General features: G+C 61.2%; 25 protein-coding genes and 1 pseudogene. 10 read left to right on the forward strand and 16 right to left on the reverse strand.

The annotated features are described in order from the left end of the window. The 13 genes and pseudogenes from virB10 to RI03_RS20570 form a co-directional block, all read right to left on the reverse strand. Positions 1-1,302, reverse strand: a complete 1,302-nt coding sequence (gene virB10 / locus RI03_RS20510) for a type IV secretion system protein VirB10 (protein WP_010219622.1) — start codon at positions 1,300-1,302, stop codon at positions 1-3. Position 1,303: 1 nt separating this feature from the next. Beyond that, positions 1,304-2,311, reverse strand: a complete 1,008-nt coding sequence (locus RI03_RS20515; protein ID WP_010219623.1) for a TrbG/VirB9 family P-type conjugative transfer protein — start codon at positions 2,309-2,311, stop codon at positions 1,304-1,306. A 1-nt stretch (position 2,312) separates the two neighbouring features. Further along, the gene (locus RI03_RS20520) at positions 2,313-2,990 is read right to left on the reverse strand and encodes a virB8 family protein (RefSeq protein ID WP_010219624.1); all 678 of its coding nucleotides are present in this window, start codon (positions 2,988-2,990) and stop codon (positions 2,313-2,315) included. A 430-nt stretch (positions 2,991-3,420) separates the two neighbouring features. Next, positions 3,421-4,473, reverse strand: a complete 1,053-nt coding sequence (locus RI03_RS20525; RefSeq protein ID WP_010219625.1) for a type IV secretion system protein — start codon at positions 4,471-4,473, stop codon at positions 3,421-3,423. Between the two features lie 34 nt (positions 4,474-4,507). Beyond that, positions 4,508-4,783 (reverse strand): hypothetical protein, encoded by a 276-nt coding sequence (locus tag RI03_RS20530; protein ID WP_010219626.1) that lies wholly within the window; start codon positions 4,781-4,783, stop codon positions 4,508-4,510. Beyond that, positions 4,780-5,484 carry a type IV secretion system protein gene (locus tag RI03_RS20535; protein ID WP_238542480.1) on the reverse strand — a complete coding sequence of 235 codons (705 nt, stop codon included), beginning with the start codon at positions 5,482-5,484 and terminating at the stop codon, positions 4,780-4,782. The genes RI03_RS20530 and RI03_RS20535 overlap by 4 nt, the downstream gene beginning before the upstream one ends. Before the next feature lie 22 nt (positions 5,485-5,506). After that, positions 5,507-7,872, reverse strand: a pseudogene (locus RI03_RS20540) (VirB4 family type IV secretion/conjugal transfer ATPase). After that, positions 7,865-8,200 carry a type IV secretion system protein VirB3 gene (locus RI03_RS20545; protein WP_010219630.1) on the reverse strand — a complete coding sequence of 112 codons (336 nt, stop codon included), beginning with the start codon at positions 8,198-8,200 and terminating at the stop codon, positions 7,865-7,867. The pseudogene RI03_RS20540 and the gene RI03_RS20545 overlap by 8 nt, the downstream one beginning before the upstream one ends. A 1-nt stretch (position 8,201) precedes the next feature. Beyond that, complete coding sequence (locus RI03_RS20550; protein ID WP_026046927.1) at positions 8,202-8,522, reverse strand: TrbC/VirB2 family protein; 321 nt, start codon at positions 8,520-8,522, stop codon at positions 8,202-8,204. 20 nt (positions 8,523-8,542) lie between these two features. Beyond that, positions 8,543-9,409, reverse strand: a complete 867-nt coding sequence (locus RI03_RS22450) for an LPD7 domain-containing protein (protein ID WP_010219632.1) — start codon at positions 9,407-9,409, stop codon at positions 8,543-8,545. Continuing rightward, the gene (locus RI03_RS20560) at positions 9,406-10,002 is read right to left on the reverse strand and encodes a lytic transglycosylase domain-containing protein (RefSeq protein ID WP_010219634.1); all 597 of its coding nucleotides are present in this window, start codon (positions 10,000-10,002) and stop codon (positions 9,406-9,408) included. Before RI03_RS20560 ends, RI03_RS22450 begins: the two co-directional genes overlap by 4 nt. Then, the gene (locus RI03_RS20565; protein WP_010219635.1) at positions 9,999-10,352 is read right to left on the reverse strand and encodes a hypothetical protein; all 354 of its coding nucleotides are present in this window, start codon (positions 10,350-10,352) and stop codon (positions 9,999-10,001) included. The genes RI03_RS20560 and RI03_RS20565 overlap by 4 nt, the downstream gene beginning before the upstream one ends. 64 nt (positions 10,353-10,416) lie before the next feature. Next, a complete protein-coding gene (locus RI03_RS20570; RefSeq protein ID WP_138995779.1) occupies positions 10,417-11,088 on the reverse strand; it encodes a muramidase in 672 nt (223 codons plus the stop codon). 304 nt (positions 11,089-11,392) lie between these two features. Here RI03_RS20570 and RI03_RS24935 point away from each other — a divergent pair, with 304 nt between their 5' ends. Next, positions 11,393-12,034 carry a DNA resolvase gene (locus RI03_RS24935; protein WP_026046928.1) on the forward strand — a complete coding sequence of 214 codons (642 nt, stop codon included), beginning with the start codon at positions 11,393-11,395 and terminating at the stop codon, positions 12,032-12,034. A gap of 161 nt (positions 12,035-12,195) precedes the next feature. Here the strand turns inward: RI03_RS24935 and RI03_RS20580 are convergent, their stop codons facing one another. Further along, positions 12,196-13,398, reverse strand: a complete 1,203-nt coding sequence (locus tag RI03_RS20580) for a GNAT family N-acetyltransferase (protein ID WP_026046929.1) — start codon at positions 13,396-13,398, stop codon at positions 12,196-12,198. Positions 13,399-13,503: 105 nt separating this feature from the next. Here RI03_RS20580 and RI03_RS20585 point away from each other — a divergent pair, with 105 nt between their 5' ends. Then, positions 13,504-14,514, forward strand: coding sequence for a LysR family transcriptional regulator (locus RI03_RS20585; protein WP_010219639.1), 1,011 nt, complete (start codon positions 13,504-13,506; stop codon positions 14,512-14,514). A 93-nt stretch (positions 14,515-14,607) separates the two neighbouring features. Here the strand turns inward: RI03_RS20585 and RI03_RS20590 are convergent, their stop codons facing one another. Next, positions 14,608-14,898, reverse strand: a complete 291-nt coding sequence (locus RI03_RS20590) for a helix-turn-helix domain-containing protein (protein ID WP_010219640.1) — start codon at positions 14,896-14,898, stop codon at positions 14,608-14,610. 575 nt (positions 14,899-15,473) lie between these two features. On the opposite strand from RI03_RS20590, the gene repC reads away from it, so the two are divergent. The 5 genes from repC to RI03_RS20620 all read left to right on the forward strand — a co-directional run bounded on the left by repC (position 15,474) and on the right by RI03_RS20620 (position 21,122). Continuing rightward, the gene (repC, locus tag RI03_RS20595; RefSeq protein WP_010219641.1) at positions 15,474-16,826 is read left to right on the forward strand and encodes a plasmid replication protein RepC; all 1,353 of its coding nucleotides are present in this window, start codon (positions 15,474-15,476) and stop codon (positions 16,824-16,826) included. Positions 16,827-17,048: 222 nt separating this feature from the next. Beyond that, a complete protein-coding gene (locus tag RI03_RS20600) occupies positions 17,049-17,948 on the forward strand; it encodes a replication initiator protein A (RefSeq protein ID WP_010219642.1) in 900 nt (299 codons plus the stop codon). Between the two features lie 108 nt (positions 17,949-18,056). Continuing rightward, a protein-coding gene (locus RI03_RS23115; RefSeq protein WP_086011739.1) for an IS5 family transposase occupies positions 18,057-18,814 on the forward strand; the annotation gives its coding sequence in 2 pieces (ribosomal slippage) (positions 18,057-18,381 and positions 18,381-18,814; 759 coding nt in all). A gap of 93 nt (positions 18,815-18,907) precedes the next feature. Next, the gene (locus RI03_RS23120; RefSeq protein WP_010219645.1) at positions 18,908-19,297 is read left to right on the forward strand and encodes a response regulator; all 390 of its coding nucleotides are present in this window, start codon (positions 18,908-18,910) and stop codon (positions 19,295-19,297) included. A 1,414-nt stretch (positions 19,298-20,711) separates the two neighbouring features. Then, positions 20,712-21,122, forward strand: coding sequence for a single-stranded DNA-binding protein (locus RI03_RS20620; RefSeq protein WP_010219646.1), 411 nt, complete (start codon positions 20,712-20,714; stop codon positions 21,120-21,122). A gap of 115 nt (positions 21,123-21,237) precedes the next feature. On the opposite strand, the gene RI03_RS20625 is transcribed toward RI03_RS20620, so the two are convergent. Next, the gene (locus RI03_RS20625) at positions 21,238-21,660 is read right to left on the reverse strand and encodes a response regulator (RefSeq protein ID WP_010219648.1); all 423 of its coding nucleotides are present in this window, start codon (positions 21,658-21,660) and stop codon (positions 21,238-21,240) included. A gap of 525 nt (positions 21,661-22,185) precedes the next feature. Between RI03_RS20625 and RI03_RS20630 the strand changes: the two genes are divergently transcribed. The 3 genes from RI03_RS20630 (at position 22,186) to RI03_RS20640 (ending at position 24,826) form a co-directional block, all read left to right on the forward strand. Beyond that, positions 22,186-22,368, forward strand: coding sequence for a hypothetical protein (locus RI03_RS20630; RefSeq protein ID WP_010219649.1), 183 nt, complete (start codon positions 22,186-22,188; stop codon positions 22,366-22,368). A 1,415-nt stretch (positions 22,369-23,783) separates the two neighbouring features. Continuing rightward, entirely contained in the window at positions 23,784-24,467 is a 684-nt protein-coding gene (locus RI03_RS20635) for a ParA family protein (protein WP_010219650.1), read from the forward strand. A 38-nt stretch (positions 24,468-24,505) separates the two neighbouring features. Next, positions 24,506-24,826, forward strand: a complete 321-nt coding sequence (locus tag RI03_RS20640; protein ID WP_037515882.1) for a hypothetical protein — start codon at positions 24,506-24,508, stop codon at positions 24,824-24,826. The last annotated feature ends 765 nt before the right edge of the window (positions 24,827-25,591 follow it).

The raw sequence follows: 25,591 nt of genomic DNA on the forward strand, positions 1-25,591 counted from the left end.
TTAGCGCCTCAATCCCACGTTATAGACCGAGCGGAAATCGAAGTCTTTGGCGACAAAGATCGCGGCCGTGTCACCCTGGTTCTTCTTGAGGATCGGCCTGATCTGCATCGTCTGGTTGAGGACCGTCGATCCCGTGTTGCTCGGAACCTGGGTGGTGTTGCTGCCTTCACCGGCCAGCGACCGGCTTGCGATCTGCGAGGCATCCTCCAACACCGAGATCACCAGCCCGACACCGAACCGTGCCCAGAACTGCGTATCGACGCCGCCCGGCAGGCCGGCGCGGCCGAGGCTATCGGCCGCGGGCGACCCGAGATCGATCGCCACTCCGCGAGGCGTCAGCGCGCGCGTCCACAGGACGAAAAGCCGCGCCTGACCCTGCGTGATACCGCCCGAATATTGGCCGAGCACCTTCGTCCCCTTGTCGAGGAGGACGATGCGACCGTTCTCGGAATAGACGTCGTGATTGATGACGCACGACACGAAGCCCGCTTGCGTCGAATTGATCGCCGTCTGGAGCGTGCAGGGGATGACCGTGCCTGCGCTCAGGAGGAGATTGCGATCGGCGACCATCGTCGCCCGCACCGTCTGGATCGATGCATGGCCGAGCTGATCGCTGAAATCGGTCGTACCCTTGCCCGTCGGTCCGGCTCCCTCATTGGGAGCGCCAAAGCCACTCGCCTCCAAGCCCTGCCGTCCAGCGGTCGTCTGACCGCCAGATCGGGACTGGCCTTCTTCCTGGGCCTGGGGTTGCCCCTCAGCCATCGACGTGCCTGGAAGCGCTGCTGCGGCCGTGCCTGTGGTGCCGAACGCCATGATCGGCGAGCGGCGCGCGGCATCCGCCATCGTGCGCGCCGCCTCGGCGCGCCGCTGCTCAGGAGACTGCTGACCGTTCGTGGGAGTCGGCGTCGGCGTCGCCGTAGCCGGCACGGTGCTCCCATCAGCCGCAACGGTCGGCTGACCCGGCGTCGGCGCGATGGGTCGACCGAAAATATCAGTCTGGACGCCCGGCTGGCCAAGCTGCCCTGCCAGCGCCGCCCGCTGGGCATTCTGCGAGCCCATCACATCGTCAACCGACCGCTCGCTCGCCTTGGCGGGCTGCGTCGCTGCCGTGGCGCTGGGACTGTGGTGAAACGCGCTATAGCCGATCACGATGCCGCCCATCGCGCCCAAGAGGCCGATGCCGGCGCCGATGAAGGCGATATTGCCCCAACCGCCGCTGCGCGCGACTACGGTATCCTGCTCGCCGGGGGGAACGGCGTCGATGGCGACATCGCCGCCCCGGTCAATCACATTGCCGACCATCTTACTGCCCCTTCACTTTGCGGGTCACGACATTGGAAACGGTGCCTGTCCGGTCCCCGCGATCGTTGCGCAAAGGCGCTTCGTTGTAGACGCATAGGACGGTCGTCCCGCGCCTGAGGCGGAGCTGACGATAGACGGCATGGATCACCACGAATTCCTCACGCACGTCGTAAGGAACAATCGTCTCGGTCCCGTCGACGTCGACCGCGAAGATCGACGGAATGTCGGCGTGCCCGGGATAGCGCAGCACCGTGAACTCGCCGTTGTCGGAGATCTCGGTCGGCTGGAGCGAGGAATCGCCCTGCACCGTGTATTTCTTGTTCCGCGTTCCCTCGATCACGGCATGATCGAGCGCGGCTTGTGCGACGTTGGTCTCGATCGCCTTAGCGGTCTGGGCTTGGGCGTTCTGCACCTGCAGCGCCAACATCGCGCGTTCCTCGCGAGGATAGCGGAATCGGACACCGTACATCTGCTGGCCGGTGCCGAGGGTGAGACTGAAGTGGTAGGTCCGCGGTGCTCCGCCCGCGTTCGTGACAACGATCAGATTTGTCCCGCCCGCGCGCTCGCGCGGCTTCAGGAAGACGATATTGCCGACCGGGGCAATCTGCCACGACACGGTATCGCCCAAGGCCGCTTGCGTAACCGTCTCGCCCGGGCCGAATTGGATCTCGATCGCGTGGCGGAAACTGCCCACGATCGTCACCACCTGGTCGGGATCGTAGTTGACGTTGCGAACCCTCACATCCTTGCCGCCCGACACGGGCGTCTCGGAAGCGATTGCCGGATGGGGTATCAGCGTGATCGCCGCGGCCCCGACAACCGAGAAGGCGACAAGCCGGTGCCAGATCGCACCAACCGCGCGCCAGAAGTGGCTTTTTGAGCCGCTGTCCGTCACCACCAGCTTGGTCGCCGGCGGTGACAGATGTACGTTTAGCTTCTTGCGAAGGGCGGGCATGAAAGGGACGACGACACGATCTTCATCGTCCGAGGTGTTCGGCTGATTGCTCATGTCACGCCTCCGGGTCAGAGCGGTAGTTGACGACCTGGAAGCCGAGCGGATTGATGTTCCGATCCTTCTCATGCTCCGGCGCCGTGGTGTATTTGAAGGTCATGATCGCGTTCCAATTTTGCGCGACCGGGGTGTTTTGACCGAAGTTGATGATCTTGGTGTAGCGGACCTGCGCGACCGTCGGACTGAGGAAGCTGATCGATCGGATCGCGATCGATACGTAGCCTTTGTCGCTGTAGATGTTGGATGGCGCGTTCTTGTTGCCCGACTGGACGCTGTTCAGGTAGCGACCGCTCTCGAGCTGATCGCTCATCAGCATCACCGCGTAGGCGTTCTCGCGGGCGGCATCGTTTAGCCAGCCCTCGCGCAGCCGCACATATTGCGAGATAAAGTAGCGATTGACCGCATCCTCGTAGGTACGCGGCTGCGGCCCTTTCAGGGCTGTCACGACTTCTGTTTCGCCCGAAGTCTTATCGACCCGGATCACATAGGGCTCGACGGTCTTTAGCGGCGCCAACATTGCGACCGCGCCGACCGAAACCACCGCAAGAGCGCAGGCGCCCGTGGCAATGCCCCAGGCGAGTCGCTTTGACTGGATCGCCGCACGCATCCGGTCGTATTCCCACGTCCGAGACGTCTCGAAGTATTTCTCTCTATCTTCGACCTTCACCGCGCCCATTGCGTCGATCCCTTCAGCACGAGAAGTAGGTAGGCGCAGCGTCCCGTAGGGACGTGCGCGGTGCCGATCGCGGCACGTTCATGGCACCCGGTCCCGATGGCGCCGGGCCGGTGCTCCCGGCGCTGGGGACAGGAGCAGGCGACGGCGCGGGCGCCGGAGCCACCGCGCCTGTTGGCGGAGCTACCATCGACTGCCCCGCGCCTTGCTGAGATGCCGGCAATGGCACCGGCAGGCTCGGAAGGATCGAGCCGTAAAGGTTCGCCGGACGCCGGTGCTTGCCATCACAGACAGCAGGCGGCTTGATGTGAGTCCCGGCGCAGCCGCTAAGTGCGAGCGCACCTAACGCTACGAGAGTAAGCCTTTTCATACGGTCTCCGTTCGTATCGTTCCGCGTTGGCGGCTTCGGAAGTTGATGGTTCAAAGACGTTGCTCAGGCTCCTCGGCCCGAGCGTGACGCCGAGCCCCCGGTGGTTCCGGAATTCGTAGGCTGCCGGGGTTGCTGGGTCGCGCGGCGGAACATGAGACGGTTCGTCAACATGTTCGCGCCTGTTTGCAGGAAGCCGTGTCCGCCCGAGGATGCGCCGCCCGCGATGCCTGCGGCGATCGCCGGCGACTGGAAAAAGAAGATCGTGCCGACAACGTAAATCAACAGCACTGCCACTACCGCGATGAGGACTCTTGCAGCGTTAAGCGCGATCCCATCGGTCGAGGTTGAAAGGAATATCGTGCCGTCACCAACGCCCGCCATGATGTCGTTCATCACAGCGACCTGAAGACCGGTAATAAACTTTGTCATGATCGCCATCACGACCATCAAAAGAATGAAGTTCGCGGTCTGTTTCAGCCAGCCATCGAACAACCAACGTGATGAGTTGAAAAGCAAACACGCCAGCGCGAGGGGTGCGAGAGCGACGCATATCGCGACAGACAGTTTGGCGAAGATGACGATGCAAAAGCCAACAGCCGCCGACATCGCCGCAAACACGTATATGATGACCAGAGCTATTAGGGTCAGTATGAAATATTCGAGCTTGGCGATCGCTAGCGAAACATCAGTAATGCCACTGGGTTGGCTTTGAACCTTCTGGTCCGCAGCCCAAAGCACCTTCGTCATCTTATTTGCATCAGAGACGTAGTTGTCGAAGGTCGTGCCGGGATTAGTCACCGGTGTGCCAGTGCCTGCGGAGATGATCTCGTCAGGCAGGCCCGTCACGACGTTGACGACGAATGTAGAATAACCGATCGCACTCGCAGCAGCGATTGCAAACCCGACTTTGCCCGCTTGGAACACCAGCTCACGCAGAGGCGCCTGGATCGCGCCACGCAGCACGGCAAAGCCGAGCAGGAGGAAGTAAATAGTCGCGGCGATGGCGAGAGGAGCAGCGACGAATGCCACTAGGCCTGATCCAAAGCCTGCGACAGCCGCATCTATTGCAGACGCAATGTATGCGTACATCGCTGCGAATGGGTGCGTGAGGCTCATGCATAATGACCTTCAACATCGCCGTCACGGCAGACTATTTTCTGAGGATGGCGTTCGAGAAAGCGTCGTCGGCATCCTTGCCCGCCTGCTTCTGAGTCATCACCCCTGCTGCGGACTCGGCCGATCCGCACTTCCGAAGTTTTTCGTCAGCGCCGAGGCTGGAGTATTCGCCGCTTCGGCACTTCTCGATCCATGTCTTGAGCATTGCCGGGTCGCGCTCGAATGCCGCCTCGGTCGGAACCTGCACAGGCTCGGAGCAACCCGCCACGGCTAAAAGCACCCAAATAACTACGGTTTTGTGCACGATCATTTCCTCAAAATAGCTTCATCAAAGGCGGCATCGGCATCGCGAGCTGCTGCCGTCTGGGTAGCAGCCAGCGAGAGGGACGCCCGACCTGCCTGCGACATCTGGATCGCCTGCATCTTAATCATGTCGTTCTGAAGCTGGGCCTGCTCGACGGAAATCCGAGCTTGGAGATCCATGACGTCCTTGGGATCCTTGGCCGCATCGAGCTGTGCCCGGAGCTGGTCGAGACCCTGCATACGGGTCTGAGAGATGCTGAGCGTGTTATCGCCAAGGGCCGCCATGGTCGCAGCTTGGCCGGTCGAGTCTTTCAAAGCCTGGGCGTAAGCCGCATCGGCGCTCGACGATGACGATGGCGAAATCGTGTACTTAGATTGGATCTGAGACGCGAGTGTCCCCAGCGAACCAGTTTTCGACAGGTCGCCGCTCAGCAGCGCCGACGCATCGATCGACGTGTTAGGCAGGATGTTGCGCACCTGCGAATTGAGCAACTGGGACGCGATGCTGTTGACGTTGGTCACCTTCTGAAGCGAGTTAAGCTGGCTGGTAGCCGTCGAAATCTGCTGCTCACCCTGCTGGATCATCTTCATCGTGTTCTGGACCTGAGCGAGCGCTTGCACGTAGGTCGAGGTGTCGAACACAGGGATGCCCTGCGCAGCGGCCGGCGATGCGAATGCAGCCAGTGCGACCGGCGCGGCTGCAAACATGATTAGGCGCTTTAGCGACATGTCAGCTTCTCCTTTGGTTGGCGTAGAAGTGCGGCAGCCACGCCGCGGGATCGCTGCCCGCACGGGCAATGGCCTCCTCCATGGCGACGAGCGTTTCCTCGCGGCCAGAAAGCACTTTCAACTCGTTGGGCATCTCGCCGAGGTCGAGCTTGGCGACGATCGACGTGTGGCCCTGCTTCACCAGAAACGTCCGGCTTTCCGGCGTCAGATCCTCACGGATCAGCCGGTACTCGGCGTCCGTCAGACCAAGCCCATCGCAATAATCCGACCGCTTGGCTTCCGAGTTTGGCAGGAGGATCTTGGTCGCCGACTGTTCGATAATCGAGTGCGCGATCGGCGAGCGCAGCGCGTCAGCCGGCGACTGCGTCCCGAAGACCATGAAGGCGTTGCGCTTACGGAAGGTCTTGAGCCCGTCCTGCGCGAAGGCGCGGAAAGCCTCGTCCTCCAACGCCTTCCAGAACTCGTCGACGTCGACCACGACACGCTGGCCGTTCAGCAGCTCGTCGACGCGGTGGAAGAGGTAGAGCATCGTGGGTGTACGGATCTCCGGGTTCTCCAGGAAATCCGTCATGTCGAAGCCCACGAATCGCGCCGCCATCGACACCTCGTCTGCAGGGCCATCGAACGCCCAACCAAGCGGCCCGCCCAGACACCAGCGTTCGAGACGCGCACCGACGCCCTCGGCATCAGAATAGCCCAGCATTTCGCGCAGCGCACTGAACGACCGCGACGGCGCCGGCAGGCGCATCACCGCCTCGATACCCTCGTCGATCATCCTCTCCTCGGCGACGCTCAACGGCCGGTGTTCCCGCCGCACCAGCACGCGGATGAACTGCCGGAGGAAGGCGATGTTGGCGGGGGTAGGCGAGAGACCCTTCAGCGGCGCAAATCCGGTCGGCTCGCCGTTTCGCAACGCGAGGTAGGTCCCGCCGCAGGCGCGCACGAAAATCTCCGCGCCGCGGTCTTTGTCGAAGAAGACCTGCTTGGCGCCGGTCTTCTCAAGCTGCGCCTGCAGAAAGTTCTGCAGCACGGTCTTGCCGCCGCCCGTCGGTCCGATGATGAGCGTGTGGCCGATGTCGGCGCGGTGGAAATTGAACCAGAAGGAGGAGCCGGCGCGCGTCTTGAGCAGCGTGACCGCCTCGCCCCAATGGTTCCCGGACTTACGCCCTGCAGGGAAGGTGTAGAACGGGCTCAGCGCCGCGAAATTGCGCGTGTTGATAACCGCCGGGCGCGCCCGCATCTTGAAGTTGCCGGGAAGCTGCGCCCAGAACGCGGCTTCCAGCGCCACGTCCTCGCGCGCCATAACCATGCCGGTATCGGCCGCGGCCGATCGCGCAATGGACAGGCGCTCCAGCAACCGCTTCGGGTTCTCGTCGATCACCGCGATCGACAGGTGATGCTCACCCATCGCGAAGCGGTTCGCCATCAGATCGTCCACGCCGTCGAGCAGCTCTTCGGCCTGGCTGACGCCGGCGTCGTCGGACGACACCATCTGCTTATACTTCTTGGTGAATCGCTCGCTCGCGACCGACTTTACCAAGGGCGCGAAACTTTGCGTCAGCACAAACGGGAAATCGAGCGTCAGCAGGCTGTTAAATTGCCCGGTCCGCGTTGACGCGACATACTCGCGCACACCGAACATGCCGAGGTAATGCGACTTGTGGGGCAGCCGGATCTCCGCCGCCTCGCGCCCGAACACCACCCGCGACGTGTAGAGTGCCTGACCCAACCGGCCATCGAGCAGCGGCACGCGGATGCGGTCGCCGGTCAGGATGAAGTGCAGCACCTCCATCGGACGTGAAAACATCACGCCATTATGCTCATAAAGCGACAGCGGCTCGGGCGAAACATCGGCGAGGAGGGATTCGAAGTCGCGGCACTTGTCCGCCATGATCGTCAGCGCGCGATCGTCGATCTCGCCGCTCGCGCTGCGCTTCGTGAAGACTTCAGCAACTGGTCGCCGGCCATCTGCGACGGCCGCACGAGGATCGTGACGTAAAACTCGTTGTGGTAAAGGACCTTGTCCTTCAGCGTCTCGGCGTAGCGCTGCTGCAAGCCGCGCGCGAAATCGGAGTGAAACTCCCCTTCGAGGATCGGATCGGTCGCCGTCCGGACCAGATGGGTCCAGAGCGCAACGCGATCATCTCCGATCGAGCGCCACGCGATGTTGAGCTTGTTATGCCAAGTGTTGAGGTCGGCAATGTCGCTGGTCTCGAACGGCCGCCCATCGACCCGGTACATGCGCATGACCGAGCCGTCTTCGAGAGCGACAAGCGTGTCGTCGACGTGCCGCGTGTACGGGATAAACTTGATGTCATCTGCCTCGCGAACCGCGATCTTTTTATGCTTCAGCTTGAACTCAGTCATTGCCGAACTGCTTCCGCTTCACGCCTTTGGCGAGGCGAACGGGAGAGTAGCTCCCGCCTCCCCAGAACTTGCGATTTTTGGACAGGAAGCCGGTCTGGAACCACAGGCCCCACAGCCGGAACGCATTGAAGTCGTAGTGAGCGATCATGCGCGCCGGGAAGTAGAGCGCCCCGAACAGGGCCAGGGGGTAGAAGGGATTATGCATCACCCCCCAGAACACCATGCAGACCATGATGATCGGCAGGATTGCCTCGAGCGGCAATCCCATGAACACCGACGGCCTGGTCAGAGCGAGGAAGACCTTATCCTCAGCGAGCCTGTCTTCCATCTTAGCTACCCGTTCCGCCCATCCAGGTGATGATGGTGGTCGCCGAGAAGATGATGCCGATGCCGATCAGGACCGTCACCGCGCGACCCCAATCCATCCGGCCCGTCAGCTTGGCGTAGCCGACCGCCATGATCGCGATCACACCCACAACCGAGGCGACCGTGGTCATCCAGGTCTTGATCGTGCCAAGGCCAGTCTCGATGGACGTCTGTGCAAGAGCGGGCTGCGCGATCGCGATCAGAGCAAGCGCACCGGCGAAACCGACAACCTGCCGAGCTCGGGCGTCCGACATCAGCCGGCCCATATTCGTAGTGAACTTCATACGACTCTCCATGGCTTGAGTTACCTCTCCAGGTCGGGGGTGCGCTGGGGTGGTTCGAGCTGCCGAACTGGCGTCGGCTCACGCACCGAGACATCAAGACCGCGCCGGAGCACGTCCGAGATCATTTGACGGCTCTCGAGGGTGGCGGCCGTCACGCGGCTCGCATCACCATCGAAGGCCTGACTGAGGTGCTTTTCCATGGTCGCCTGTGCCTCAAGCGCACTGGCGAGCCTCGGCTCGGCCGAGATCCGCTCGGCCGCTCCATGTAGAAACAGCTCCGCTAACTCTTCGCTCTCATGCCGACGCTCGGCCGCGGCAACGCGACCAGAATCGATCGGACTTTCAGCAACGGTCGGTTCACCAACCTCGACCGCAGGTTTCGGCATCGCTTGCTCAGGCGTGGGCGCCGGTGCAACTTGTTCGGGCGCCGGGGTCGGCGCTTCAGGTGCTCCGCGATCGCGACGCGACGCGTCGGAGCGGCGCAGATCCTCCATGCGGGCCTGCTCGCCAAACTCCGGCTCATAGCCCCGGACGGTCAAGCCCTCGCGCGACCCGGCTGCCCACACAGCCTTGCGAAACTCGGGCGAGCCCTCGACGTCGATCCCCTGCCAGCCATTGTGCTTGGCGATCCTCACCAGCGCGGTGATCGTCTCGGGGTCCTCGTTGCGCGCAATGATCCGGTCGCCGTTTCCGCCGATCTCGATTGACGGAATGTCGCGATCCTTGGGCAGGAACATCCCGACGCGACGCTCGCTGCCGTCGGTCGGCTCGATCACACGCACTTGGTACTGGGACGCCAGATCGGGCGGCAGTTGGAAATTGGACGGCTGCTCGGCAGTCGCCTCCGGATCGCGGCCACCCCGCGTTGCGGTGTTCTCGGCGCTCACTTGAACACCTCGACACCGTTGGAGGCGATCTGCCCGACCACCCAGCTATCGCCTTGCACGGGTGCTTTGGATGGAACGGCATTCGCAACGCCGCTCGGCGACGCCGGGATCGGGGGCGGCGCGGCAATCGAGCCCATGCCGCTCGCGGCCGACCAGACCCTGCCAACATAGCCGTTGCGGAAGCCGCGCGTCAGCGTGCCGGTGTTGTAGAGCGAATAGGTCGCCGAGATTGCGTCCAACCCGCTGTAGTGCCGGCTCGCCAGCCCATAACCCTCCTGCAGCATCGACGAGGCGAGCCGCAGGTTCGTGCAGGGCTCGAACGCCTGCTCGACCGTGACGCCGAGACGCGCGAAGTTGGCCGAGTTCACCTGGGCCAGCCCCACGTCGACCGTGTAGCCGGCTGCCATGTAGCGGCGCACCAACGCGGCGCCTTCGGCGACCGTGCTGGCGCGTACGCGCGGCCCGCGATTGACGTTGATCGACAGACCGTCGCCGCCACTCTCGGTCATAACCAGCGGAACGACCACCTCGGTTGCGACTTCAGGCGCGCATTGCTGCGCGAGCGCAGTGATGGCGGCGACAGCGTGGATCATTGCTGCGTGACCGTCTGGTAACGCGTATCGAGCGAATAGCGCGACGTGGTGCCGTCGGTCTGTGTCACGGTCATGGTGTACCCGTGCTTTGCCGACTTGGTTTTGATGCCGACCCCCGTGCAGGAGGCAAACCCACCGCCCGTCGCCAGCGCGTTCCAGAGTTTCGTGATCGGAGGCACGCACTCCGCGTACTTGGTCGGTGATCCCGGCGTCGCGAGGCAGAGCACTACCTGGCACCCCCAGTCCGAGGCGTAGGCGGGCTCAGGTGCCGCAACCGTGACTACGCCGGCTGCGCAAAGCGCGAGCGCGCCCGTGCCGCCTCCCAGCTTGTTCATCAGACGTCCGATCATGAGCCACCTCCATGAGCTCTGCGCCACTCCTCGCGTCCGAACACGTCCCACCTCGGGGGCGCCTTCACAGCGGAGACGAGAGCCGAGGCGGGCGCAGGGGCGCCTCAGGATCCAGGGGTGTCGGCGAGGACGGCACGTCAGCTTGTGCGACGTTGACGATCCAGTCCTCGTCCTCTTCGATCGGCCGGGTCCGGTCGATGACCTGCCCGGGCCGCGCAAAGGCGACATGCCAATGATTTGAGTGGCCACGATCGCCCGGCCCCAGCAGCTCGATCAAGCGAATGCCGCTCTGCCCCATGAGCGCGCGTATCTGGTCGCGGGTGACAGAATTAACCCCGCCAGCGGGCACGAAGTCGACCGCTTGGCCGTACTTGTGCCAGCTATACCGCGCGCCGTAGCTCGCGTTCATCGGCCGGATCGTGTCGGTAACCCGCGCGCCGAAGGCGCGACGGACGAGCGCTGCCACATTAGATACAGATGGCGCGCCCGTAGGGCCAATAGGCATTTGCCCATCACCGATGTGCGCGAGTGCACATGCATCAAACACGGACGCAGGCGTGACGCCGTAGGTCGCGAAGTCGCGGCCCGCGATCTCTAACAGACCAGCGTTAAATTCGGCGCCTCGCGCCATCAGATCACGCACCGTCGCCTCCGCGTCGGCCGCATTGACAGGCTCATGGTGCAACGTCGCGCCGGTATGAACCGCGATCGCATAAGCCGTGGGCGACGGGCTCACAGCGCCTCCAACCCCTGCTGCGCAGAGCTGAATCGCTTTCGCCATTAGACCAACTGGGAGCATGACTGCCCTCCTGTCATTCTGTTCGATAATGTAATATAATCGATAATGACAAGGACAGCAACCTCATTCGGATTGTGTCGGTATGAATATCGATCTGCTGCCGCTATGCGGTCGCCCGGAATGGGGGGCGGACACGTGTTGCCCAACCTGCCTGTGTCGCATAGAAAATGTCGCTTTAAGGGAGACCGGCGCGGTGTGACCGCGCTCTCAGGATGAGGCGTCTCCGGCAAAGGGCACAAGGTTGACAAGGACGATCGCTTTTCTCGCCGAAACTCCAGGCTCGGCCTCCGTCAGAGATCAACAAACTTGTCTCAAAGCTGATGACATCCAGGTGTTTGCCGGGCGAAAGACGTTCAGCCAACTCGGCGGTATTCTTGCCCGCATGGGTATCCCGCTTACGGCCGGCGACCGCGTCAAGGTCTACGATCTCTCGTGCCTCTCCCTGACGACTCCGATGCTCATTCGGGCAGTCGCAAAGCTGCTCAAAGGAGGAGTCAGTCTTGAATTATGCTCCCCCGCGATCGTCATAGAACCCAACGGTACCGACCGATTGCACACCTTGCTCGACGCCCTGGACACGCACTACCGACATATCCATGGGATCAAGACGCACCCTCGTGAAATGGCGCAAGCGGGCCGCAAGCGCCTTCTCGATCCGGACATGCTTCCCGAGATCCGTGCGAAACTGAACGAACCGGGCGCAACGACCACGGATGTTGCGCTATCGCTTGGCGTCGCCCGATCCACCCTTTTCAACTACCTCGAACGGCACGATCTCGATCGGCGCGTCAACCGGCAGAAAAAGGGCGAAGGCAGCCGTTCCAAGGACGGCTGCGATGAGGTCGAGGTCGCGGGCCCTGACGCTGACAACGCGAGCGTCTAAGATCGCCTCGACCTGCTTGGCAGGAAGTCTGACGCGTTCCGTCAGATCCTGTGCGGATAGCCCCTTTGCTCGAAGCAACGATCGAATTTGGTCCGCAACCCGGGACCGCCATTGCAAGCTATGGACGGGCGGTTCCGGATGACGGCGTGATGGCAACCTAGTCATGCCGCTAGCGAACAACGGACAAGGGACATATCGAGTGGGCCGGGTTCGTCCCAGCTGCCCTCAGGCCTGATCGCCATCATCGGGTCGATCCCGAACCGAATCTCAAGTGGGTCTGCGGTCAGCTCCGCAGAAATCTCGACATATTCAACGTCGGAAAACCAAAATGGTGAGCGCTCCGGAATGACATCAAAGCCTAGACGTTGCCAAAATTCCACAAGATCGGCCCGTGAATGTCCGTAAATCCGGCGAAAGCCTTTACGTGCGCAGTGCGCTAGCGCCGCTTCGACCAACGGACGCGAGAGACGTCGGCTCCTGTATTCGCGGCGAACGGCAAGGCGCTCTAGCTTCGCAAATTCACCAAAATAGCGGATGCGGATGCATGCAGCCGGATCGGCCCCTACATACGCCAAAAGCTGCGTCGCACAAAAGTCGTTTCCGTCGAACTCCTCCTCGTAAGGGCATGCCTGTTCAGCCTGAAAAGTGGCGGAGCGAACGGAGAAGACCCTGGCCATGTCCTCAATTGAACGGGCGACGCTGACGTGCACATGCGCCCGACGTGCCCGTTCGATGCTGCGGGCGATGTCGATCGGCACGGCATTGTCCGGGCAAGCCGCGACCAGGTGAGCGGAAGCGCCGGGAAACATCTCCCGGGCCGGACGAAAACCGACCGCACGTTGGATGCTCGCCGAAGCATCCGTCGCTCCGTACGAGAATATGGCGCAGCCCTCCGGACAAAGCTCACGGAAGAGCCGAGCGATGGGCTCGAACAGGCGGAGAAGCAGCCCTGGCGCTACGATCAGCCAGATAGCGATAGCCGACGGTTTTTCGCCTGCCGAGCAGATCCAGGCTGGGTCGGGCTTACTGCCATCATACCGGCCGGTCATCAGCGCCCAAGCTCCGTACGCATTGAGCGGCAGGTAGGCGAAGATGCCCGCGGTCCCGCTTTTCCCGGGCACCGTTACGGATCGGACGACATCGGGGTTTTTCTCGAGCATTCGGGCGACATGGATGCGGTCCGCCAATGGAAGCAGATCGCGCACGTCATCGATAATCTTCATGGTGCCTCCGGAAGACAGGCGCTGCAGCCGGACTTGCCGAGGGTGATTACGCGCGATGAGCGTATCCATGCGCTTGTTGAAGCAACCATCCCAAAAATAGGTCGGTTGGGAGCCAAGCGGATTGCCAACTTTTTGAAACATTTGATAACTCCCGGGGCGGTCGTGCGAACGGCGTCGTAGCGGGAGGTGATATTGCGAAGGCGCCCGGCCGGCAGGCTCACAAAAGTTGAACCTCGTGTTCCAGGGGTGAACACTGACGAACAGGTCGACTTCGCGGATCTGCATTGGGACGACGTAAGGCTGTTCCGCGCCATTCAACGCCTGGGCAGCATGCGAAAGGTCGCGTCAGATCATGGGGTTGTGGTCAACACGATCCGTCGGAGAATAGAGCGCGTCGAGACACGGCTCGGCCTGCATCTCGCACGTCGTAGCGTCAACGGGATCGTGCTAACTGAAGACGGAGAGAAGCTTCTTCGAATTGGCCAGGCGATGAGCGACGCCGCAGAGTGGGATGCCTCAGAAGGCACCAAAGACGTTCTCGTGAAGCCGGGACAGATCACCATAGCCTGTACGGAAGGTATTGGAACCTTGTGGCTGACGCCGAGGATGTCGCGGCTCCAGGCAGCCCTCCCGGACAAGGCCATCGGCTTGGATTTCGATTACAATCTCGGTCGCGACCGAACGCACGAAACTGACATCTGGCTGACGTACGAACGGCCAGCGGAGTCCGATCTTATTACCTCGAAATTGGCTACCATTCATTTCGCTGTATATGCGAGCGCGAGCTACATCCAACGCCATGGCGTCCCATCAACCGTGGACTCGCTCAAGGATCATCGGATCGTTGAGCATGTCGGCCCCGGCGTATGCTCGGAGCAACTCGACTTTCTGATCGGTACGGAACGCCCTCAAGGCCTCATCGCCATGCGAACCAACTCTTCGCTATCTCAGCTTTGGTCTGTCGCGAAGGGGGTTGGTATCGGTGCCCTGCCTACTTTTGTCAGCGAAATTACAAATGCTGTGGCTCCAGTCCCACCAGAACTGAGGATACGACGGGAACTTCGTCTCGTATATCGTTCTAAGGCAAAACCCTCACCAGCTATCCTAGCAACAGTCCGCTGGCTTCGTGAATGTTTTGATCGAACGGCCCACCCTTGCTTCGCCGATACTTTTATCGAACCAACGAGTTTTATTCGGGATTCCGGTGACACGAACATCGTCAACCTATTTCCAAATACGTTCGACGAATTCGACTGACGGTCACATGGGGTGGGCAGACCTACGACGGAGTGGGCGCACAAGCTCCGCACCGCAGGATATGCATGCAGAAAGACACCGCCGGTTAGGGTGTCATTCCGCAACATCCGGTATCGGTCCCATCTGGATGGCGCTTTGTTTGGCGTCTGGGCGCAGCATGTCCCAGATTTCCAAACCGACAGTCTCGGCCAGTTTCACCATCATGTCGATTGTCGGGTTGGCACGGCCGTTCTCGATGAATGACACATAACCGGGCGCGATGCCGGTCTTTTCGAATAATTGAGCCTGGGTTAGCCCCAGCTCCTTCCGGCGCTTCCTCAGCCGCGCGCCAAACAGAACCGCAGCAGGCTGTGCAATCTCCTCGAGATGGAGACTTTTGGACATTGAACATTTCTCATATAAGGTAGGGCTTGGCGGAACGCGCGTGTGCTACGCCGTTCCTTACACCGAAGCGTCTAAATGCGCATTCGAAATGCGCTTACGGTGCGCCGGCGCCGCGACTCCGGCTTAGGTCACACGACTTTTGAGACGATCTGCCCGAAAGCACGAGTCCATGCGGTAGCGTCCTTCGCAGCACGATAGACGGACTGCTCGAAAGCACGAGGATTTCCGCGGCGTTCTGCCCGATAGCACGAGGATGCGCACGCGCCGGTTCGCTTTCTCACCCGTAACAATCGAATTGCGCAACACTCCTCGATTCGGCCCAACTGGGTCCGGCGCGATGCGAGTGCCCCGCGTCGCCGGCAGATAACGCACGCCCAGCCGGTGCCATCGAAGTGCCAGGGAGAAGCCGTGCTGACATGAAAAACCCGGCGCGAGGCCGGGCTTTTCGGGGTGCTCACTAGGAGCGAGGTGGAAGTCACTTCCTAGCGATTGCCCCCAAATCCACAAGCGAAATGCGCGTTCTGCGCCACGTAATTGTGTGTCCGCACGGGCTCCAAAGGGGGAGTTTCCGAACGATGACCTATGCCTATCATCCCGGCGCAGGGTTCCGCCGCTTCGACAATGCAGCAGCCTCCGCCGACCAGCTTGCCCAGGCGTTTCGCGGCCTGCCCGAGGGCAGCGGCCCGGGACATGCGCTCGCTGCCTTCAAGCGCGCGGCAGCCTATCTCGCGATTCCCCCGAGCGTCGTGCAACTCGTCGATGTCCTGTTTGCTTGGACAAAGCCCGAAGATTGGCGGTCGGCTTCGACACCGGTCGTATGGCCGCGCAATGACAAGCTTGCGCGCAAGCTGGGGCTGAAGGTGCGGCAGGTACAGAATTTGCTCGACCGGGCGATCGCTCTCCGCCTCATCAGCCATAAGGACAGTCCGAACGGGCACCGCGGCGGCGTCAGGGCGCCCGATGGTACGATCAAATGGGCTTACGGCATCGTGCTCAGCCCGATCGGCACCCGTCTGGAGGAGTTCAAGGCGATCGCGGCACGGGGAGCGCGCGAAGATGATGAGATCGACGCCCTTAAACGTCGGTTGACGGCCGCTCGCCGGCGCACGGCGAGCCTAGCCCAGGCCGCACTGGATGGCATGGTGGTCGGCACTGGTGCAGAGGAGGAATTGGCGTTAGCGCAGAGTGCTGCTCGGCAGATGCGCAACGTCCGCGACATCTCTTTGCTGACTGGGTGTGTCGAGCAGATCGAGCAGCGCGGACGGGATTTGGAGGGCAAAGTCGCCGCTTTTCTTCTCCAGCGCGAAGCGGTCAACCATTCTGCCGAATCCAATGATATTGCACCCATGGGTGTGAACGAATGCATCCACTCTACAACTACAATTCAACCCCAAACTGCTAAAGCAGTTACAAGTAGTCGCTTAGCGGAAAGAAGTAGCGGGGATTATGATGTGAGGTCGGCCCTGCCCCAATCCGAGGTCGAGGAGGACCTGGAAAAACACGGCGTCGATCCGGATTTCATCGAATCCGTGACGCCCGAGCTGTGTGGCTCGCTCAGGTTGGGCCGGCGTGGGTGGGGAGAGCTTGTCCAGCTTGCCGAGCAGCTCGCCGACCAGAACCATATTCATCGCCATGCTTGGCACGAAGCCTGTCGCATCATGGGGCAGCGGGGCGCTGCCGCCTCGGTCATTGCCATCGTTCGCAAATACCAGGCCGGCGAAGTGGAGCGGCCCGGTGCGTATCTGCGCGGAATGAGTGGGCGTGCCGCCAAGGGCGAACTTAATCTCGGGCGGACCTTTCACGGCCTGAAGGATCTTCGGCAGGCGGGTGCGATGCGGACCATGCAGGCTGGAGGGGACCCGCGCTCGGTGGGCGACATCGCCCGTCGTGCCATGAGCCAGTTCGTGCTTTCGGGCAGATCGTCATGATCCGGTTAGCCGGGACCGAGATGAACGCGTTCGGGACGATCTGCCCGAAAGCACGAGCCCACCCGCCCTGTCGGATTGTTCGATACGCTACGTTTGGCCGGATAACCTCGCGACGCTGCCGCTCGACTCGTGCTTTCGGGCAGATCGTCGAGCTTAGCCGATGCATCGAGTCCGAAATGACGTTAGGATTGGCGAATAAGAATCAGGGCCCGAGGGACCGCCATGAGCAAGCAAGCCATCGTCACGCGCCAAGGCAATCTGTTCGAACCCGATAGCCCGCTGCACGGCAAGGTTCGCGGAGAGCGCAGCGTCATGGACTTTCCCTTCTTCGCGCTCTCCAAGGTGCCGGTCGACAAAGAGCTCGAGTTCAAGATCGGCAAGCTGAGCATCCAGATCAGGCCGAGCGCGACCGGCATCGCGACGATGTACGATAAGGAGATCATCCTCTACGTCGCATCGCTGATGGCCCAGGCGATCAGCCGGGGCGAGGAAGTGGATCAGAACTTCACCTTCACCGCCCATGATTTCTTCCGCATCACCGGCGTCGCGCGTCCATCCAAGCGCGACTACGATCGCTTCACCGATGCTCTGGAGCGCCTGCAGGGCACGCAGATCAAGACCAATATCCAGACCGGTTCCAAGATCGAAAAGGGTTGGTTTTCGTGGCTGTCGGAAGCCACGGCCGAGTATGCCGTTCTTCCCAACGGCGAGCAGCAGCTCAGGGTTGTGAAGGTCCGGCTGTGCCCGTGGCTTCACCGGGCTATCCAGCTCGACGGCCATATCTACCACTATCATCACGACTATTTCCGGCTCGGCACGATCGAACGGCGTCTTTACGAGATTGCCCACTGCCACTGCGAAGGCGAAGAGATCGAATTGCCGATCGAGCTGTTGTCGCGCAAGGTTGGATCGACTGCGGAAGCGTCTAAATTCAAGCAGCACCTAAAAGCAGTCGAAGCCCGCGATGATCTCCCGGAGTACAAGCTCTCGCTTAAGGACGTCGTGCCTAGCGAACCACGGCTCGATACGCGCGGTCGCCGGGTGACGAAGCTTGACACTGTCGTAGTTCTGACCCCGCGGAACCGAGCACCCATTGCTCGTCTTGAGACCCAGGCGGCATAACGCTGCAGTACCGGGGTCATTCGTTGAACGGACCCAGATATACGCTAGGGTCAGGACCCATTGATCTAAGCGGCTCGATCTGATTCAGGCTCCGTGAGGAGACCGAGGATGAGCGACCTGTACTGGCTGACCGACGAGCAGATGGCGCGGCTCGAGCCGTATTTTCCCAAGAGCCATGGCAAGCCACGGGTTGATGACCGGCGGGTGTTGAGCGGTATCGTGTTCGTCAACCGCAACGGGCTGCGCTGGTGCGATGCCCCTCGGGAGTATGGCCCACACAAGACGCTCTACAACCGATGGAAGCGGTGGGGCGAAAGGGGCGTGTTCCTGCGCATGATGGAAGGGCTGGCCGCCGCGAGCGCCACGCCCAAGACGATCATGATCGACGCGACCTATCTGAAGGCGCACCGCACGGCGTCCAGCTTGCGGGTTAAAAAGGGGGCCTTGGGCGCCTCATCGGTCGCACCAAAGGCGGTATGAATACGAAGCTGCACGCCGTCACCGATGCAGAAGGCAGACCGCTCAGCTTCTTCATGACCGCGGGCCAAGTCAGCGACTACACCGGCGCTGCCGCGCTGCTCGACGATCTACCCAAGGCGCAGTGGATGCTGGGCGACCGCGGCTATGACGCAGACTGGTACAGAGACGCCCTTCAGGCAAAGGGCATAACACCTTGCATTCCGGGGCGAAAGTCCCGGATCATCCCCGTCAAATATGACAAGCGCCGCTACCGAAGCCGGAGCCGTATCGAGATTATGTTCGGTCGTCTGAAGGACTGGCGCCGCGTCGCTACCCGCTACGATCGATGCCCGACCGTCTTCTTTTCCGCTATCGCGCTCGCCGCCACCGTCATCTTCTGGCTCTGATCAATGAGTCGTGACCTAACGACCCTCGCCTTCTACGTACAGACTTGGCCCTTACCAACGTGCGATACTCGGGCAATACCGGGGATACGTGCTATGTTCCAATTCAAAGAAAGATCTTTCCAGCCGGGCATTGGCGTTTCGCTCGTCGATGGGGATTCAGCCGTTCGTCACGCCCGACAGCTTATGCTTTTGTCGGAGGGCTATAACGTACGGTCCTATGCCACTTGCGCAGCCCTTCTGGCGGACCCTCGAGCGCGGGATTATCCGTGCATTATCCTCGACTTCGAGATGGGGCACATCGATGGTCTCGAACTCCTTCGGCAAATGCGCGCAAATGGCTGGCACGGTAAAGCGCTGCTGCTCGATGTTCCGACTTCGGCTAGCCTTATGCTGCAGCAGGCGGAACAACACGGCGACAAGGTTTCGTTCCGCAACGTCGGCAATAAGGCGCTGCTAACCGCGATAGCCAGTTTGGTCGGTTGACCGTGTTTTACCATAATCGACTTTTGTTGTGGTCAATGAACGGTTGAGACATTTGAGATTGAACAAAGAACGAATTCGGCTCTGCGCTGCCCTGTAGATAAAAAGCTAAATGGCATAACCTGTCAGCGCCATTTCGCATGCGCCTAGCTCCTACCACTGGCTTAGAAATGCCGGTAGAACGTCGAGAACGAGATGCCGATTGTTTTCGCCACGTTTTTGATCAATCGCCGGCAGCGAGTAACTTGACGGCTATGTCCCTCTTCGGAGTGTAAGCACAGATTTGCGGCCCCGCCCTTGCCAGCCTTCCCACGCGCCGTCAGCCCGGCCATCGTTTGTTCGCGTATCAACTCGCGCTACATTTTCGCGAGCGACCCGAGAATATGGAACACCAGTCTGCCCGGGTGTGTACCCTTCTGTTCGCCGGCGAGCGTAGAAATCCACGCTCTGTCCGAAACAGATCGGTTTCGGACATGACAACCAGATGAACGGGTTTCGCTCTTCTCGTTCTGTCTGAAATACCCGTCCGAAAGTCGGCGTAACCAATCCCTCCCCTGCCCCTCTACGTTGGTTCGAGCCGACGTGCGCAAACGCGGCCGCGTTCGCGCACGTCGTCATGCGCTTGTAGGCGACGGTCATCACCGATCGGCGACCTTCATGGCCTTGAGCGGGTATGGTTACGCGCCGACGTCGGCACGCTCATCGTCGCAGCTAGGAATCGCCAAACGCTGCTGGGTCTCGGGCGCGACACGCTCCACGGATCTGAGACGCGGATCGGTCCTCTGGTGAAAAGGCGCGGGAGACGGCTCCGCCTGTCCGCCCCATCAGGGGGAGCGCGTCATCGCATAGCGATCGCAGCGGTGCCTCAGCTCGCGCCCGTGTGGAAGCCTCAAAACGCCATCACGACGGCTGCACTCTGTCCTGGCCGTCCAGCGGCGCGGATCGCGTGCGACCAACCTGTCGGCCGATCGACATCGGGCACGGCGCGCGCGCCGCAAGCAGGAAGGCCGGTGCGTCGTTCTCGTAAGGGGTGCTGTCATCCTCCATGAAGCCTCGCGTGCCCAACGGAAGGACATGACGACACGGCAATCTAAGCCGCCCTCAGTCGAGGGATCAGGCGGAATGGCAATGCCGGACGAGGATAGCGACAAGGGTGTCCTGCTCTTCGGATCCTTGGCGTTTGCGTCGCCGAAAGGTTCATCCCCTCTCTTTCCTGAACGACCTAAGCCGGCCGTCCACCCTCCCCAACCCGCGGTCCTTCGGGCCGAGTTGCCGCTTACGCGGCTGCCCGCACCACCCCTCTGATCGGGGTTCCCCTCCGCGTCTTTGCGCTCCGGTGGAGAGGCCGTCCTGGCCGTCTTTTTTGGTGTTCAGTCGAGGGGACGAACCCCCGGCGAAGCAAAAAAGGAACCTCGAAATGCAGAACCTCGTCATCCTCGCCGGCAACGTCGGCGCCACGCCCGAGACCCGCTCCACCCAGGGCGGCACCAAGATCACCCAGTTCAGCCTCGCCACCTCGCGCCCCAAGCGCGACAGCGAGGGCAAGATCATGAAGGACGACAGCGGTCGCCGGGTTGAGGACACCGAATGGCACCGGATCACCTGCTTCAACGGCGTCGGCAAGACCGTCGCCCAGTATGTCGAGAAGGGCCAGAAGGTCATGGTCCGGGGTCGCATCCACTACACCCGCTGGACGGACAGCGAGAACATCGAGCGCTACGGCGTCGAGATCATCGCCGACGAAGTGACCTTCCTCAGCCGGGGTCGCCAGAGCCAAGGCCACACGCAGGATCACGGCGGTCTGGATGACGACGACGTCCCCTTCTGAACCGGGGCGGGAACGGCCCGGAGCTACGGCTCCGGGCCTCTCTTCGTGTTCGCCGCTCAGCTCGAAGACGTCCGCTTCGCGGACGAGGTTCGCCTTGCTACGTTGCCGCTTTGCGTCAGACCGCGTGCTTGAGCGGCTCCGGCTTCTTCTCTTCAGGCAGCTTCTCGCTCAGATGATCGTGGACGAAGCGCTGGTTGAACGGTTTGCCGATGAAGGTCGGCTTGTCCGGCATGTCACCTGGCTGTGGCTTAATGCGCCCGCTTGCGATCACGATCTCGATCCACGGCCAATGCTCACAGACATGTCTGGCGAGCGCGAAACCGTCCACATCGCCCGGCATCTCCACATCGGAGAATACCAGGACAACGCCCTCGGCATGAGTCTCGAGAAGCTCGATCGCCTCCGCCCCCGTGTCTCTGTCATGGCACCGAAATCCTGCCTCTTCCAGAATGTCGCGCGCATCCATGAGGATCAGGGGATCGTCGTCGACGACCAGAGCGTAAGGGGCAGTCGATACATCCATCAGGGTCAAACCCATGATTTAGCGATCGGTTTCCAACAGGGCGTGGGGCGTCTCCGGCTGCGCCGGGACCGTCGCTCTATTCCGCTGGCGCTCCACCGAGTCCCTTCGGGTCTCGGCCCATTCGGGTAACGATCAACTGACGGGCGCGCGCCGCGCACAGGAAACGCATTTTCGAAAAGCGGCAACGTGTTCCCGCCCGAGACCAGGCAGGCACTCTTTGCGCGCGAGCGAACTATTCGATCGATCAGAGGACGCAGAGTGCGGATACGCGAGGTAGGCGGCCGCCGTCCCTTAGCGAGGGGGTGCGTCACTGGCGACCCAGCGCTGCGCCGCGACGCTCCGGCCAGCGAGCTTCACCCCGCTCTTTGAGGCGCAATCCTTGGGACGGCTCGGGGCCTTATACGATCAACCCGCAAGGGGTCCGGGCGCTTCGCTACGGCTTTTTTCGCACGCGAAAAAAGTGATCGCGGCCCCTCCCCGTCCCTGTCGGGCGCCTGTCGAGCGGGGATGAACCCCGCCGGCTTCACAGGAGCCTCGGACATGTTCAACGATATCTGGATCGCCCGCAAAAACGCCATGAGCCTCGCACGGACCCTGATGGTGGCAACCATGGTCATCGCCGTGGGCACGGGGTACAGCGTCATCACCGCCGAAGATCACGACAGCACGCTCGTCGTCGTCAACGAATATGATCCTTTCGCCCTATCCGTTGTTCGATATTGATCGGTTTGGCTCGTCGTCGATTCCAAGCGGTACAAACACGAGGTCATGGCCAGGTGCATCTGGAACGGCTGGCTAGCAGTCCGGTCATCCATCTAGCATCAACGGTGCGCGTTTCTGGAAGGCAGAGGATCTCCTCGTCGCGGCCGGACGTCCACGCTGCTGATATAATGACCCCTGGTGCTGCAGGTTGGAAGGCATTCTGCCGGGCGTTGAGCGCCAGTTCCAAATGTACCGGTTAGCAGTAATACAGCTAGCACCGGTATTGCGGTAAATACATGAATTATAGCTAATGTACGAATAGGCCGCCACGGGTACTTCAGGCCCAAACCTTCGGTCCTTCGTAAGGGTGAAGTCTTGACGGACGCTGCAGGCGGTTGCTGGCGCGTTGAGGGCGCAAATCCCATGACGGCGTTGAAGAGATTACAGCGAATACCGGCAATGCACGGACTACAAGCATTGCCGGTCAGCCCCCAGGATGTGGACGAGCAACGTAGCTCCCTCCCCTCCTCCCGCTGGTCGGTACTGTCCGCTATCGACTGAGCGGCCCGAGGGTTAGTGCGTAGCGTCAGGCTGCGTCAGGATACGCCTGGTCACCGAGGCGGTAGGTATTAGCGGTAATACCCGCGAATATAAATAATCGGGCGAATGCACGCATTGCAGCGATTGCCCGTGATACAGACAGCGATGGCTGAGGTTCCTTCCAATATCCTCAGTCAAACACCACCACCGGCGATACAGCCCCAAAACCATCCGCTAGGGCGCAGCGAACGCAAGCTAATGTCGATAAGGTTACCGATAATACCGAGACTTCCTGTAATCCCATAAGCACAGGTACTACGGCTATTATCGATAATGCAGAAAATGGCTAACGAGTCGTGTCGTCCTCCGCCACTCGCTGCGCCTTTTTACATCAAAAATCCGGTGAGGTTGTGCGCTGGCGATTTCTCAGTCGTGACCCACAACCAACAGCTCTGAAAGCTATTACGTGTATTACGACACCTACCGGCAATTGCCCGATTACCGGTGCTACAGGTAGCCTCGATTGAAATAGTTCTTCTCCGCAACTGTTCACTGCGGGTGGTCGCGGCACCGGAGGTTCATCAGACCAAGCCGTTGGACGAAGTACGGTGCTCCGACCTTGAGCATGGGGGGCGAGCATCGATAGCGGTAATACACCGAATGCGGGTAGGGGGCGAATTACGGGTAATTCCCGGACTACAAGTGGTGCCACGATTGCAGAGAGCACCGCGAACACCTGCAATGTTGTCATTACCGGCACTGCCGAGAATATCCACACTGCCCAGATTACCGCTATTATAACGATTACCGGTATGATAGCAGCCTCTCGTTGTATTACCGATAATTGGCCAGCGCCGCAGTCGGTAATACCGTTAACACAACGACTAGGGGGTCCGATGCCGGTTATAACCTTGCTCTCACCCAAGGGAGGGGTTGGAAAGACAACCGCTGCCTTGCTCCTTGCGCTTGAGCTCTCGGACGGCGGTGCGTCGGTCGTAATCGTCGACGCCGATCCGAACTTTCCGCTCGTCAAATGGGCAGGCTTGCCGGGCAAGCCGGAGAACATTGAGGTCGTCCAGGAGGTCGACGAAGACGCCATCATCGACACTATCGACGAGGCGCAAAAGCGTGCGAGGTTCGTCATAGTCGACCTTGAGGGCAGGGCCTCTGCGCGTGTGACCAACGCGCTCTTGATGACCCATTTGGCGATCGTGCCGATGCAGGGATCGGTCCTCGATAGTGACCAGGCTGCCCGTGCTTTCCAGAGCATTCGGCGCGCCTCGACAGCCGCACGACGGGACATTGCCTTCGTCGGCGTATTCACGCGTACGCCGGCCAGTTCGCGCATCCGATCGCGAGTTTCGCAGCAGATCGCCGATGGCGTCGAAGAGGCGGGGATCACAACCCTGCCAACATCGATTGCTGAGCGTACCGTCTATCGAAGCCTATTTGCTCAAGGGGGAACGCTGGCAGAGCTGGAAGGTACGCCAAGCGCATCGATAGAAAGCGCACGCGTCAATGCCGCTGCCTTCGCGCACGATGTCCTTGAAGCGTTGAACACAGCGAGGTCGAACGCATGAACGACAAGACTGCAAAGCCTGCGGCGAAGCTCGCAGGCGTGACCAGCTTCGGGCTCGACGACAGCGACTATATCGCACCGCCGCCCCGTGAGATCCGCGACAAGGCCAAAGCCGGGGGGGAGCTGCTCGGCTTTCAATCGGACAAGCCAACGCAGGCTGCTGCGCCCGTCGCTCCCAAGAAACGGGCACGTCAGCCGTCGCAATATCCGGATCACTACAATTTGCGACTTCGCGACGGCGATCGTGAACGCCTCGACGAATATGCCTACCGGCACCGAATGGCGAAAGGCGAAGTCTTTGGCCTCATGCTCGATCTTCTGGAAGCGGAAGAGCAGCGTAATATGAAGGGCGACGGGTAAGAGCGTGATCGGCGAGGCGTTGCCATGAGCAGAGCGGCTCCCGGCGAGAGGGCCTGCATCGCGACCGGACCTGTTGGAAGCCAACGCTTGCCTGGCAAGGGCAGGGGAGGGCGGGGCGGTTGCCCGGCGCATCCAGCATGGAGTTCTAACCGCAAGCGATCTGAGGGGACTGACCGTGCAACGCGAAACGATGCGCCACGCCCGCCGACACAAACGGGTGAGGCCGCCGGGGGAAGGGGGAGCGTGTTGTTACCCCCGGCTCCGAGGTTCCTTTCGCTACCACTGGTGCTGAAGGTGGCGAGGGCGCCGATAGCATCGCGGCGATGAACCACGTCCATGGGCGAAGGCATTCATTGGCTCGTCACCAGGACAACCGGCAACATGGCGGGACGGTCGCGAGCCACATCGAGATGCCCGAACTGTTTTCGAGGGACATCATCGGAACACAGGCTTCCTGAACCCGCACCAAGATCGCTTACTCTAAACGGCCGACGCACCTGGCGCCGCTCAGCTTGCTCTGCGCCCCTGACGGCATGATCAGGAGCGCCTCTTGTTCAGCCAGCCATTACGTCGGACTGGTCAATCGGATCCGTGCATCGATCCCAGGCTTCAAAGCGTAGCCTTGGTGCCGAACGATTGCGATCTGTCTGACACCGATCGGGCGGTGGTTTTTGATGCCAACGATGAACTTGGAAATACCCGGAGTCATGATGATCGCCATACCCCAACGCGCCCATGAACGGCCGGCCGAACACTCGGAACGGG

The sequence above is a fragment of the Sphingomonas sp. PAMC 26621 genome, from assembly GCF_000251145.1.
Taxonomy (GTDB): domain Bacteria; phylum Pseudomonadota; class Alphaproteobacteria; order Sphingomonadales; family Sphingomonadaceae; genus Sphingomonas.

Bases quoted from the DNA above. Each gene is read 5' to 3' on its own strand.
- virB10 (WP_010219622.1), bottom strand. From the start codon at position 1,302: ATGGTCGGCAATGTGATTGACCGGGGCGGCGATGTCGCCATCGACGCC.
- RI03_RS20515 (WP_010219623.1), bottom strand. From the start codon at position 2,311: ATGAGCAATCAGCCGAACACCTCGGACGATGAAGATCGTGTCGTCGTC.
- RI03_RS20520 (WP_010219624.1), bottom strand. From the start codon at position 2,990: ATGGGCGCGGTGAAGGTCGAAGATAGAGAGAAATACTTCGAGACGTCT.
- RI03_RS20525 (WP_010219625.1), bottom strand. From the start codon at position 4,473: ATGAGCCTCACGCACCCATTCGCAGCGATGTACGCATACATTGCGTCT.
- RI03_RS20530 (WP_010219626.1), bottom strand. From the start codon at position 4,783: ATGATCGTGCACAAAACCGTAGTTATTTGGGTGCTTTTAGCCGTGGCG.
- RI03_RS20535 (WP_238542480.1), bottom strand. From the start codon at position 5,484: ATGTTTGCAGCCGCGCCGGTCGCACTGGCTGCATTCGCATCGCCGGCC.
- RI03_RS20545 (WP_010219630.1), bottom strand. From the start codon at position 8,200: ATGGAAGACAGGCTCGCTGAGGATAAGGTCTTCCTCGCTCTGACCAGG.
- RI03_RS20550 (WP_026046927.1), bottom strand. From the start codon at position 8,522: ATGAAGTTCACTACGAATATGGGCCGGCTGATGTCGGACGCCCGAGCT.
- RI03_RS20560 (WP_010219634.1), bottom strand. From the start codon at position 10,002: ATGATCCACGCTGTCGCCGCCATCACTGCGCTCGCGCAGCAATGCGCG.
- RI03_RS20565 (WP_010219635.1), bottom strand. From the start codon at position 10,352: ATGATCGGACGTCTGATGAACAAGCTGGGAGGCGGCACGGGCGCGCTC.
- RI03_RS20580 (WP_026046929.1), bottom strand. From the start codon at position 13,398: ATGTTTCAAAAAGTTGGCAATCCGCTTGGCTCCCAACCGACCTATTTT.
- RI03_RS20590 (WP_010219640.1), bottom strand. From the start codon at position 14,898: ATGTCCAAAAGTCTCCATCTCGAGGAGATTGCACAGCCTGCTGCGGTT.
- repC (WP_010219641.1), top strand. From the start codon at position 15,474: ATGACCTATGCCTATCATCCCGGCGCAGGGTTCCGCCGCTTCGACAAT.
- RI03_RS20600 (WP_010219642.1), top strand. From the start codon at position 17,049: ATGAGCAAGCAAGCCATCGTCACGCGCCAAGGCAATCTGTTCGAACCC.
- RI03_RS23120 (WP_010219645.1), top strand. From the start codon at position 18,908: ATGTTCCAATTCAAAGAAAGATCTTTCCAGCCGGGCATTGGCGTTTCG.
- RI03_RS20620 (WP_010219646.1), top strand. From the start codon at position 20,712: ATGCAGAACCTCGTCATCCTCGCCGGCAACGTCGGCGCCACGCCCGAG.
- RI03_RS20625 (WP_010219648.1), bottom strand. From the start codon at position 21,660: ATGGGTTTGACCCTGATGGATGTATCGACTGCCCCTTACGCTCTGGTC.
- RI03_RS20630 (WP_010219649.1), top strand. From the start codon at position 22,186: ATGTTCAACGATATCTGGATCGCCCGCAAAAACGCCATGAGCCTCGCA.
- RI03_RS20635 (WP_010219650.1), top strand. From the start codon at position 23,784: ATGCCGGTTATAACCTTGCTCTCACCCAAGGGAGGGGTTGGAAAGACA.